Origin of the sequence: Streptomyces bikiniensis, from assembly GCF_000716625.1 — a bacterium.
Taxonomy (GTDB): domain Bacteria; phylum Actinomycetota; class Actinomycetes; order Streptomycetales; family Streptomycetaceae; genus Streptomyces; species Streptomyces bikiniensis.
Genome location: NZ_JNXJ01000029.1, coordinates 37,842 through 48,998 on the forward strand (window position 1 = coordinate 37,842; position 11,157 = coordinate 48,998).

Sequence of the window (11,157 nt, forward strand, 5' to 3'; positions counted from 1 at the left end):
ACACTTCCCCTCCGATGCAGTACGTTCGGACCATGCCCAAGGCCGCGAAGTCACCCCGTGCCACGTCCCCGTCCGACGCTCCGGAGAGCGCGGCGGGCACCCGTGCCGCCGCTCAGCGGCTCAAGATGCGCCGGGAGCTCGCCACCGCCGCGATGGAGCTGTTCGCGACCAAGGGGTACGAGGCCACCACGGTGGACGAGATCGCGGCCACGGCCGGGGTCGCGCGGCGGACCTTCTTCCGGCACTTCCGGTCCAAGGAAGAGGCGATCTTCCCCGACCACGACGACACCCTGGTGCGCGCGGAGGCGGTCCTCAACGCCGCCCCGCCGCACGAGCACCCGCTCGACACGGTGTGCCGGGGCATCAAGGAGGTCATGAAGATGTACGCGGCGTCCCCCGCGGTCTCCGTGGCCCGCTACCGGCTCACCCGCGAGGTGCCGACCCTGCGGGAGCGGGAGATCGCCTCGGTGGCCCGCTACGAGCGCCTCTTCACCCGGTACCTCCTCGGGCACTTCGACGAGCGCGACCACCACGACGGCAACGACGACCCGCTGCTCGCCGAGGTGGCCGCCTCGGCGGTCGTCACCGCCCACAACCACGTGCTGCGCCGCTGGCTGCGGGCGGGCGGGCAGGGCGACGTGGAGGCCCAGCTCGACCACGCCTTCGCGATCGTCCGGGAGACCTTCGGGTCGGGCATAGGCGCCGGCCGCCCCGCCCCTTCCGCCACCGCCGCCGCGGCCGCCCCGGAGGTGCGGGAGGAGACCGCCGCCCCAGCCGTCCGGGCCTCCACCACCGGTGACGTGGTGGTCGCCGTGGCCCGCACGGACGCGCCCCTCGACGAGGTCATGCGGACCATCCGGAAGGCGCTCGGCGCCGCCTGAGCCCCTTTCCGCCACGAAGGACCCACGAAAGACCCACGAAGGACCCCACGAGAACCCCAGGAGGGTCCGTCACGAGGGCCGTTCCCGGATTCCGGGAACGGCCCTCGGCGCGTTTGCCCAGTTCGGAGCCGCTTACGGGCATGATTCGATCGATCATCGCTCATGTGTGACCGCCAGATTGCATCTGAGTGAAATCGTTGGCACGCAGTGCCTTGTCAGGTGACACGGCGTGCCATACGTTGATGTTGTCCGGGCGGCCGGCGCGCAGAGACCAACCTCGTGCGCCGGCTGTCCCCACAAGCCGACGGCTCGTGTGCCCGGACGCCTGCGTCACAGGCACCCCCGCGCCGGACCGGCGCCGCGCCACCGCACCACCCAGCCGAACCGACGGCACACCTCCAGAGCAGAACCCACCGCCGTAACCCTCAGGCGTCCTCCCCCGGACGCTCACCGCCGGAGGCAACCCGTGAAGGAAATCCTGGACGCGATCCAGTCCCCGGACTCCACGTCCGCCGACTTCGTGAACATCAAGCTCCCCGAGTCGTACCGCGCCGTCACCGTCCACAAGGACGAGGCGGAGATGTTCACCGGGGTCGCGAGCCGCGACAAGGACCCGCGCAAGTCGCTCCACCTGGACGACGTCCCGCTGCCCGAGCTGGGCCCGGGCGAGGCGCTCGTCGCCGTCATGGCCTCCTCGGTCAACTACAACTCGGTCTGGACCTCGATCTTCGAGCCGGTCTCGACCTTCGGCTTCCTGGAGCGCTACGGGCGCCTCTCCGAACTGACCAAGCGCCACGACCTGCCGTACCACATCATCGGCTCCGACCTCGCGGGCGTCGTCCTGCGCACCGGCCCGGGCGTGAACTCCTGGAAGCCCGGCGACGAGGTCGTCGCGCACTGTCTGAGCGTCGAGCTGGAGTCCTCCGACGGCCACAACGACACGATGCTCGACCCCGAGCAGCGCATCTGGGGCTTCGAGACCAACTTCGGCGGCCTGGCGGAGATCGCCCTCGTCAAGTCCAACCAGCTCATGCCGAAGCCCGACCACCTGAGCTGGGAGGAGGCGGCGGCCCCGGGCCTCGTCAACTCCACCGCCTACCGCCAGCTGGTCTCCCGCAACGGCGCCGGCATGAAGCAGGGCGACAACGTCCTGATCTGGGGCGCGAGCGGCGGCCTCGGCTCGTACGCCACGCAGTTCGCCCTGGCCGGCGGCGCCAACCCGATCTGTGTCGTCTCCTCCCCCGAGAAGGCCGACATCTGCCGGTCCATGGGCGCCGAGGCGGTCATCGACCGCAACGCCGAGGGCTACAGGTTCTGGAAGGACGAGAACACCCAGGACCCGAAGGAGTGGAAGCGCTTCGGCAAGCGCATCCGCGAGCTGACCGGCGGCGAGGACATCGACATCGTCTTCGAGCACCCGGGCCGCGAGACCTTCGGCGCCTCGGTGTACGTCACCCGCAAGGGCGGCACCATCACCACCTGCGCCTCCACCTCCGGCTACATGCACCAGTACGACAACCGCTACCTGTGGATGTCGCTCAAGCGGATCATCGGCTCGCACTTCGCGAACTACCGCGAGGCCTGGGAGGCCAACCGCCTCATCGCCAAGGGCAAGATCCACCCGACCCTGTCGAAGGTCTACTCCCTGGAGGAGACCGGCCAGGCCGCCTACGACGTCCACCGCAACCTCCACCAGGGCAAGGTCGGCGTCCTCGCCCTCTCGCCCCAGGAGGGCCTGGGCGTGCGCGACCCGGAGCTGCGGTCCCAGCACATCGACGCCATCAACCGCTTCCGCAACATCTGAGCCCGGGACCATAGATGACTGAGCGCCAGAAGGACCGTCCGTGGCTCATGCGGACGTACGCCGGTCACTCGACCGCCGAGGCGTCCAACGAGTTGTACCGGCGCAACCTCGCCAAGGGTCAGACCGGCCTCTCGGTCGCCTTCGACCTGCCGACGCAGACGGGATACGACCCCGACCACATCCTCGCCCGCGGCGAGGTCGGCCGGGTCGGGGTCCCCGTCTCGCACCTCGGTGACATGCGCCGGCTGTTCCAGGACATCCCCCTGGAGCAGATGAACACCTCGATGACGATCAACGCCACGGCGATGTGGCTCCTGGCGCTCTACCAGGTGGTCGCCGAGGAGCAGGGCGCGGACGTCACCAGGCTCCAGGGCACCACCCAGAACGACATCGTGAAGGAGTACCTGTCGCGCGGGACGCACGTCTTCCCGCCCGGCCCCTCCCTCCGCCTCACGACGGACATGATCACCTACACGGTGAACAACATCCCGAAGTGGAACCCGATCAACATCTGCAGCTACCACCTGCAGGAGGCCGGGGCCACTCCGGTCCAGGAGATCTCGTACGCGATGTCCACCGCCATCGCGGTGCTCGACGCGGTCCGGGACTCCGGCCAGGTCCCCGAGGACCGCTTCGGCGAGGTGGTCGCCCGCATCTCGTTCTTCGTGAACGCGGGCGTCCGCTTCATCGAGGAGATGTGCAAGATGCGCGCCTTCGGGCGCATCTGGGACAAGGTCACCCGCGAGCGGTACGGCATCGAGAACGCCAAGCAGCGCCGGTTCCGCTACGGCGTGCAGGTCAACTCGCTCGGTCTGACCGAGGCCCAGCCGGAGAACAACGTCCAGCGGATCGTCCTGGAGATGCTGGCCGTCACCCTCTCCAAGGACGCCCGCGCGCGGGCCGTCCAGCTCCCCGCCTGGAACGAGGCCCTGGGCCTGCCCCGGCCCTGGGACCAGCAGTGGTCGCTCCGCATCCAGCAGGTGCTCGCCCACGAGTCCGACCTCCTGGAGTACGAGGACATCTTCGCCGGCTCGCACGTCGTCGAGGCCAAGGTGGACGCCCTCGTCGAGGAGTGCCTGGCCGAGATCGACCGGATCCAGGAGATGGGCGGCGCGATGGCCGCCGTCGAGTCCGGCTACCTCAAGTCGCAGCTCGTCTCCTCGCACGCCGAGCGGCGCGCCCGGATCGAGGCCGGCGAGGAGAAGATCGTCGGCGTCAACATCTTCCAGTCGACCGAGGAGAACCCCCTCACCGCCGACCTGGACACCGCCATCATGACGGTGGACCCGGCGAACGAGGCGCGGGTCGTCGCCGCCCTCCACGAGTGGCGCGACAACCGCGACGAGACCCGCGCCCAGGAGTCCCTGGCGGCGCTGAAGGCGACGGCGGCCGGCGACGGCAACCTCTTCGCCGCCACCCTGGAGTGCGCGCGTGCGGGCGTCACCACCGGGGAGTGGGCCTGGGCGCTGCGGGACGTCTTCGGCGAGTTCCGCGCCCCCACGGGCGTCTCCTCCGCCCCGGTCGCGGTGACGGCCGAGGCCGGCACGCCGCTGGCCCTCGTGCGGGAGAAGGCGGCGCGGACCGCCGAGGAGCTGAACGCCGGGCGGCTGCGGCTGCTCGTCGGAAAGCCCGGCCTGGACGGGCACTCCAACGGGGCCGAGCAGATCGCCGTACGCGCGCGTGACGCCGGTTTCGAGGTGGTCTACCAGGGGATCCGGCTGACCCCCGAGCAGATCGTCAACGCGGCCCTGGCCGAGGACGTGCACTGCGTGGGCCTGTCGATCCTCTCCGGCTCGCACGCCGAGCTGGTCCCGGACGTCCTCGACCGCCTCCGCGAGGCGGGCGCGGCCGACATCCCGGTCATCGTCGGCGGGATCATCCCGAACGCCGACGCCGCAGAACTGAAGCGCGCGGGTGTGGCCGCCGTCTTCACACCGAAGGACTTCGGTATCACGGAGATCATCGGCCGTATCGTCGACGAGATCCGGAAAGCGAACAAGCTCGATCCCCTGGAGGTCCCCGCATGACCAGCCCCGCGTCCCCCGTGAACCGGCTGCGCCCCCGCCGTTCCTGCCTGGCGGTCCCCGGCTCCAACCCGCGCTTCCTGGAGAAGGCCCAGGGCCTCGCCGCCGACCAGGTCTTCCTGGACCTGGAGGACGCCTGCGCCCCGCTGGCCAAGCCCGAGGCCCGGCACACCATCGTGAAGTTCCTGAACGAGGGCGACTGGACCGGCAAGACGCGCGTGGTCCGCGTGAACGACTGGACGACCCACTGGACGTACCGGGACGTCGTCACGGTCGTCGAGGGCGCCGGCCAGAACCTCGACTGCATCATGCTGCCGAAGGTCCAGGACGCGCAGCAGATCGTCGCGCTCGACCTGCTCCTCACCCAGATCGAGAAGACCATGGGCTTCGAGGTCGGCAAGATCGGCATCGAGGCGCAGATCGAGAACGCGCAGGGCCTGACCAACGTCAACGCCATCGCGCAGGCCTCCCAGCGCGTCGAGACGATCATCTTCGGCCCGGCCGACTTCATGGCCTCCATCAACATGAAGTCGCTGGTCGTGGGCGAGCAGCCGCCCGGCTACCCGGCCGACGCGTACCACCACATCCTGATGAGCATCCTGATGGCCGCCCGCGCCAACAACCTCCAGGCGATCGACGGCCCCTACCTCCAGATCCGCAACCAGGAGGGCTACAAGGCCGTGGCGCAGCGCGCCGCCGCCCTGGGCTTCGACGGCAAGTGGGTGCTGCACCCGGACCAGGTCGCCGCCGCGAACGAGATCTTCTCGCCCTCGCAGGAGGACTACGACCACGCCGAGCTGATCCTCGACGCGTACGACTACTACACGTCCGAGGCCGGCGGGAAGAAGGGCTCCGCGATGCTCGGCGACGAGATGATCGACGAGGCCTCCCGCAAGATGGCCCTGGTCATCTCCGGCAAGGGCCGCGCCGCCGGCATGCAGCGCACCGGCAAGTTCGAGATCCCGGAGGCCTGAGTCCGATGCAGTTCGGCCGCACGTACGAAGAGTTCGAAGTCGGTGCCGTCTACAAGCACTGGCCCGGGAAGACGGTCACGGAGTACGACGACCACCTCTTCTGTCTGCTCACGATGAACCACCATCCGCTGCACATGGACGTGAACTACGCCGAGAACACGACGGACTTCGGCAAGAACGTCGTCGTCGGCAACTACATCTACTCGCTGCTGCTCGGCATGTCCGTGCCGGACGTCTCCGGCAAGGCCATCGCCAATCTGGAGATCGAGTCGCTGCGGCACGTGGCGCCGACCTTCCACGGCGACACGATCTACGGCGAGACGACGGTCCTCGACAAGACCCCGTCGAAGTCGAAGAACGACCGCGGCATCGTCTACGTCGAGACCAAGGGCTACAAGCAGGACGGCACCCTGGTGTGCGTCTTCCGCCGCAAGGTGATGGTCCCCACCGAGACGTACATCAAGGAGCGCGGCGGGGAGCAGCCCGGCCGCCCCACGCTCGTCGAGCCCTCCAAGAAGTCGGAGAAGTAGTCATGGCGCGACTCGCCCAGACCCACGGTCTGACCGATGTCCAGCAGGAGATCCTCGCCACCGTCCGGGACTTCGTCGACAAGGAGATCATCCCGGTCGCGACGGACCTGGAGCACCGCGACGAGTACCCCCAGCAGATCGTGGACGGGCTCAAGGAGCTCGGCGTCTTCGGCCTGATGATCCCCGAGGAGTACGGGGGCCTGGGCGAGTCGCTGCTCACCTACGCGCTGTGCGTGGAGGAGATCGCCCGCGGCTGGATGTCGGTCTCCGGCATCATCAACACCCACTTCATCGTGGCGTACATGCTCAAGCAGCACGGCACTCAGGAGCAGAAGGAGTACTTCCTTCCGCGGATGGCGGCCGGCGAGACGCGCGGCGCCTTCTCGATGTCGGAGCCGGCCCTCGGCTCGGACGTGTCGGCCATCACGTCGAAGGCGGTGAGGGACGGCGACGAGTACGTCCTCAACGGCCAGAAGATGTGGCTGACGAACGGCGGCACCTCCTCGCTGGTGGCCGTCCTGGTCCGGAGTGACGAAGGACACCCCGAGGGCACCGCGCCCCACAAGTCGATGACGACCTTCCTCGTCGAGAAGGAGCCCGGCTTCGGAGAGGTCCGCCCCGGCCTCACCATCCCCGGGAAGATCGACAAGATGGGCTACAAGGGCGTCGACACGACCGAGCTCATCATGGACGGACTGCGCATTCCGGCCAATCGTGTGCTCGGTGGGGAGACCGGCCGAGGGTTTTACCAAATGATGGACGGTGTCGAGGTCGGGCGCGTGAACGTGGCGGCCCGTGGTTGCGGCGTCGCTCAGCGTGCGTTCGAGCTGGGCGTCTCGTACGCCCAGCAGCGTCACACTTTCGGCAAGCCCATCGCCCAGCACCAGGCGATCCAGTTCAAGCTGGCCGAAATGGCTACCAAGGTCGAGGCCGCTCATGCGATGATGGTCAACGCAGCACGCAAAAAGGACTCCGGGGAACGAAACGACCTCGAAGCAGGGATGGCGAAGTACCTCGCCTCCGAGTACTGCAAGGAGGTCGTCGAGGACGCCTTCCGTATCCACGGTGGATACGGGTTCTCGAAGGAGTACGAGATCGAGCGCCTCTACCGCGAGGCGCCGATGCTGCTCATCGGTGAAGGTACCGCCGAGATCCAGAAAATGATCATTGGTCGTCGGCTGCTCGAGGAGTACCGATTCCAGGGATGATTGTCGCTTTTGAGCCGGTTTGGCCGCGAAGAAGATCACACCCTGTGTTCGTCTTCCGGCCTCCGACTCGGTTCCTGGCTTGCCCAGTTGCGCCCCGCAACCGATAGCATCGCCGGAAAGCCGCCGTCCCCGTTGCCTGCGCGGCATCATCCGCTACGAAGGTCATCCATGCCCCACAGCCAAACCTCTGCACACCGCGACAGCCTCAAGGGCGTACGCCTCGCGCGCGGAGCATCGCCGTGGCTCCTGCCGACCGTCGCCACCGCGGCACTCAGCCTCGTGCGCGCCCGCAAGTCGCGGCGCGCCGCGGCCGTCGCCGTCCCGACCACCGCCCTCGCGGCCGGCATGCTGTGGTTCTTCCGCGACCCCGAGCGCGAGATCGCTCGGGGCCGGGTCATCTCCCCCGCCGACGGCGTGGTGCAGAGCATCATGCCGTGGAAGGACGGACGCACCCGGGTCGCCATCTTCATGAGCCCCCTGAACGTCCACGTCAACCGCGCGCCGCTCGCCGGCACGGTGACGTCCGTGGAGCACGTCCCCGGTGGGTTCGTCCCGGCGTTCAACAAGGAGAGCGAGAACAACGAGCGCGTCGTCTGGCACTTCGACACCGAGCTCGGCGACATCGAGATGGTCCAGATCGCGGGCGCCGTCGCCCGGCGCATCGTGCCGTACATCCCGCAGGGGACGAAGGTGGAGCAGGGCGACCGTATCGGCCTGATCCGCTTCGGCTCGCGCGTCGACATCTACCTCCCCGAGGGCGTCGAGGTCGCGGTCGAGGTCGGGCAGGTCACCACAGCGGGGGTGACTCGCATTGACCGTGATTGATCCCGACACACGGGCGGCCGACTGGGCCGCCGACGCCGAGACCGACGCGGCCGAAGAGGCCGAGGAGATGCCGCTGTCGCTGAGGCTGTCCATAGCGGACGCCCTCACGCTCGGTAACGCCACGTGCGGATTCATGGCGGTGTACTTCACCACCACCGGAATCCTCATCCCGCACCTGACGGGCAGCACGGAGACCGGCATGGCGCGCAACAGCGCCGCCACCGCCGTGATCCTCATGCTGTGCGCGGCGATCTTCGACCTCTTCGACGGGATCGTGGCGCGCAAGCTCCGCTCGTCCCCGATGGGCGCCGAGCTCGACAACCTGTCGGACCTGATCAGCTTCGGTCTGGCCCCGGCCTACTTCGTGCTCGTGTACGGGATGGTCGCGGACGACGCGCAGCAGAAGGTCTCGGCGGTGGCCGCGATCGTGGTGCTGCTCGCGGTGGTCCTCAGGCTCGCGAGATTCTCCTGCGTGACCATGAAGGACGGCATGTTCCAGGGCATGCCGAGCCCCTTCGGCGCGCTGACGGTGGTCTCGATCGTGCTCCTGGAGCTGCCGTTCATCCCGACGCTCCTCGCGATCATCGGGGTGGCCTGGCTGATGGTGAGCCGGGTCGAGTACCCGAAGCCGCGCGGTGTGCTCGCGGTGGCGATGCTCTCCTGGATCGTCGGCGCGATGGGCATGCTGGCGGCCTGGGCGTTCGACGCCCCGGGCGGGCAGTTCCTGCTCCAGACCGGCTGCGCGCTCCAGGTCGTGATGGGCGCCGTGATCCCCCTCTTCGCGACGGCCCGCCGGGTGAACACCTTCCGCGACAACCGGCGCGAGAGCCGGGAGGCGCGGGCGGCCCAGCTGCCGTAGCGGACGGTGCGTGTACGGAAGGGCCCCGAGAGGCGAACAGCCTCTCGGGGCCCTTCCGCGTGCCCTAGCCGAGCCGCTTGTAGTAGAGCGTGGTCGCGCGGAGGGCTCCGGCCGGGTCGGCGGCGTAGTCCGGAATCGTTCCGGCGGCGGTCCAGCCCGTGCCCCGGTAGAGGCGCTCGGCCGGGCTGCCGGTCTGGGTGTCCAGGACGAGCAGGGTCAGACCGGTGGCGGCGGCGTGCGCCTCGGCCGCGGCGAGCAGCCGTCGTCCGAGGCCCCGGCCCCGGGCGGACCGGTGGACCAGGAGCCGGGCGATCTCGCCCCGGTGCCGGCCGTTGGCGGCGCCGGTACGGACGAGGGTGACGGCCCCGACGGGGCGCCCGTCGGCGTCCAGGGCCGCCCAGACGTCCCGTACGCCCTCTTCGGCCTCCCCGGCGGCCCGGAGCCACCAGGAGGCCGCCTCGGCGGCTTCCAGGGGCGTGAGGAAGCCGACGGAGGCGCCGCCGTCCACGGCGTCCACGAGGAGCGCGGCGAGGCCGTCGGCGGCGTGGGCGCGGACGGCGTCGGGGGTGAGGCGCTCGACGCGGTCCGCCGCGAGCGGCTTCTCCAGGCAGAGGAGGCCGGGACGGGGGTCCCAGGAGGGGGCGGTCGCGAAGCCGAGGCTCCGGTAGAGGGCCAGCGGCTCCCGCCGCCGGTCCCAGACCGTGAGCCGCACGGAGGACGCCCCGAGGGCGGCGGCCCGGCGCAGGGCCTCGGCCACGAGGGCCCGCGCGAAGCCCTTCCGGCGCTCCCCCGGCTCGACCCAGAGGCGCTTGACCTCGGGCGCGCGCCCCGCGCGGGGAGCCTTCAGGACGACGCAGCCGACCGGGTGCTCCCCGCCGGGCGGGGTGGCGAGCAGGACCGTGTCGGCGGCGAACGCGGCGACCGGGTCCTCGGCCTCCCCGCGGTAGACGGCCGGGAGCTCGGCGACCGTCGCCACGGGCGTCCCCTTCTCGGCCTGGTTGGCCAGGTGGTAGGCGCCCAGCAGGCCGGCGAGGTGCGGGTGGGAGCGGTTCTCCTCGATGAGCGGAGCGGTGTGCGGCTTCATGGGGCGAGCTTCACACCGGCTTGTTTCCGGGAGATGACGATCTCCCCGGAGGGCTTCCGGGGTGGCGCTTCCCGGGGGCTTCTAGGCTGGCGCCCATGCGTGTACTGGTCGCGGGCGCCACGGGCGCCGTGGGTCGTCAGCTCGTGCCGCGCCTGGAGGCGGCGGGCCACGAGGTCGTGGGGATCTCCCGGCGCGGTCCGCGCCCGGTGGACGTGCTCGACGCGGAGGCGGTGCGGCGGGCCGTGGCCGAGGCCGCGCCGGACGCGGTGGTGCACCAGCTCACCGACCTGGGCCGGGCGGACGGGGCCGCGAACAACCGGGTCCGCGTCGAGGGCACCCGGAACCTGGTGGACGCGGCGCGGGAGGCCGGGGTCCGGCGGATCGTGGCGCAGTCGATCTCCTGGGCGTACGCGCCCGGGGACGCGCCCGCCGACGAGTCCGTGCCGCTCGACCCGACGGAGGAGCCGCCCCGGTCCCGGATCGTCGCCGGGGTGCGCGCCCTGGAGTCGGCGGTGGCCGAGCTGCCGGAGGCGGTGGTCCTGCGGTACGGGATCCTCTACGGGCCCGGCACCTGGTACGCGCCGGGCGGCGCCGTCGCCGCCGCGCTCGCCGGGGACCCGGGGGCGCGGTTCCTGGGGAGCACGGCGGCCGACGGTTCGGTCGGCTCCTTCGTGCACGTCGGGGACGCCGCCGAAGCGGCCGTACGGGCCCTGGAGTGGCCCCCGGGCGCGTACAACGTGGTGGACGACGAGCCCGCCCCCGGCCACGCCTGGCTGCCGGTCCTGGCCGAGGCGCTGGGCGTTCCGGCGCCCGGCCGGACGGAGGGGCGGACGCCGTGGGCCCGGGGCGCGGTGAACGCCCGGGCCCGTGCGCTCGGCTGGGCCCCGGCCCGCCCGTCCTGGCGGACGGGCTTCGCGGACCAGGGCTGAGCGGGCCGGGACCGAGCAGGCCGGGGCCGAGCGGACCGG

10 protein-coding genes and 1 pseudogene are annotated in these 11,157 nt (G+C 70.5%); 9 read left to right on the forward strand and 2 right to left on the reverse strand.

Annotated features, from left to right (window positions below):
* The first annotated feature begins 32 nt into the window (after nt 1-32).
* The 8 genes from OO47_RS22105 (at nt 33) to pssA (ending at nt 9,105) form a co-directional block, all read left to right on the forward strand.
* A complete protein-coding gene (locus OO47_RS22105; protein ID WP_030218350.1) occupies nt 33-881 on the forward strand; it encodes a TetR family transcriptional regulator in 849 nt (282 codons plus the stop codon).
* A 466-nt stretch (nt 882-1,347) separates the two neighbouring features.
* A complete protein-coding gene (gene ccrA / locus OO47_RS22110; protein WP_030218352.1) occupies nt 1,348-2,685 on the forward strand; it encodes a crotonyl-CoA carboxylase/reductase in 1,338 nt (445 codons plus the stop codon).
* Nucleotides 2,686-2,699: 14 nt separating this feature from the next.
* Nucleotides 2,700-4,712 carry a protein meaA gene (locus OO47_RS22115; protein ID WP_030218354.1) on the forward strand — a complete coding sequence of 671 codons (2,013 nt, stop codon included), beginning with the start codon at nt 2,700-2,702 and terminating at the stop codon, nt 4,710-4,712.
* Entirely contained in the window at nt 4,709-5,683 is a 975-nt protein-coding gene (locus tag OO47_RS22120) for an HpcH/HpaI aldolase/citrate lyase family protein (RefSeq protein ID WP_030218356.1), read from the forward strand. Before OO47_RS22115 ends, OO47_RS22120 begins: the two co-directional genes overlap by 4 nt.
* A 5-nt stretch (nt 5,684-5,688) precedes the next feature.
* Nucleotides 5,689-6,213 (forward strand): MaoC family dehydratase, encoded by a 525-nt coding sequence (locus OO47_RS22125; RefSeq protein WP_030218358.1) that lies wholly within the window; start codon nt 5,689-5,691, stop codon nt 6,211-6,213.
* Between the two features lie 2 nt (nt 6,214-6,215).
* Nucleotides 6,216-7,421 (forward strand): acyl-CoA dehydrogenase family protein, encoded by a 1,206-nt coding sequence (locus OO47_RS22130; protein ID WP_030218360.1) that lies wholly within the window; start codon nt 6,216-6,218, stop codon nt 7,419-7,421.
* A gap of 168 nt (nt 7,422-7,589) precedes the next feature.
* A complete protein-coding gene (locus tag OO47_RS22135; protein WP_030218364.1) occupies nt 7,590-8,246 on the forward strand; it encodes a phosphatidylserine decarboxylase in 657 nt (218 codons plus the stop codon).
* Nucleotides 8,239-9,105, forward strand: a complete 867-nt coding sequence (gene pssA / locus OO47_RS22140; RefSeq protein ID WP_030218365.1) for a CDP-diacylglycerol--serine O-phosphatidyltransferase — start codon at nt 8,239-8,241, stop codon at nt 9,103-9,105. The genes OO47_RS22135 and pssA overlap by 8 nt, the downstream gene beginning before the upstream one ends.
* A gap of 64 nt (nt 9,106-9,169) precedes the next feature.
* Here pssA and OO47_RS38795 read toward each other — a convergent pair whose 3' ends face one another.
* Entirely contained in the window at nt 9,170-9,622 is a 453-nt protein-coding gene (locus OO47_RS38795; protein ID WP_234323265.1) for a GNAT family N-acetyltransferase, read from the reverse strand.
* 141 nt (nt 9,623-9,763) lie between these two features.
* Nucleotides 9,764-10,189: pseudogene (locus OO47_RS38800) on the reverse strand (GNAT family N-acetyltransferase); the annotation flags it as partial.
* A gap of 95 nt (nt 10,190-10,284) precedes the next feature.
* Between OO47_RS38800 and OO47_RS22150 the strand changes: the two are divergent.
* Nucleotides 10,285-11,118, forward strand: a complete 834-nt coding sequence (locus OO47_RS22150; RefSeq protein ID WP_030218371.1) for an NAD-dependent epimerase/dehydratase family protein — start codon at nt 10,285-10,287, stop codon at nt 11,116-11,118.
* Nucleotides 11,119-11,157 lie beyond the last annotated feature (39 nt).

Coding starts and splice junctions, on each gene's coding strand:
- OO47_RS22125 (WP_030218358.1), top strand. CDS start 5,689: ATGCAGTTCGGCCGCACGTACGAAGAGTTCGAAGTCGGTGCCGTCTAC.
- OO47_RS22120 (WP_030218356.1), top strand. CDS start 4,709: ATGACCAGCCCCGCGTCCCCCGTGAACCGGCTGCGCCCCCGCCGTTCC.
- OO47_RS22130 (WP_030218360.1), top strand. CDS start 6,216: ATGGCGCGACTCGCCCAGACCCACGGTCTGACCGATGTCCAGCAGGAG.
- OO47_RS22150 (WP_030218371.1), top strand. CDS start 10,285: ATGCGTGTACTGGTCGCGGGCGCCACGGGCGCCGTGGGTCGTCAGCTC.
- OO47_RS22135 (WP_030218364.1), top strand. CDS start 7,590: ATGCCCCACAGCCAAACCTCTGCACACCGCGACAGCCTCAAGGGCGTA.
- OO47_RS22115 (WP_030218354.1), top strand. CDS start 2,700: ATGACTGAGCGCCAGAAGGACCGTCCGTGGCTCATGCGGACGTACGCC.
- OO47_RS22105 (WP_030218350.1), top strand. CDS start 33: ATGCCCAAGGCCGCGAAGTCACCCCGTGCCACGTCCCCGTCCGACGCT.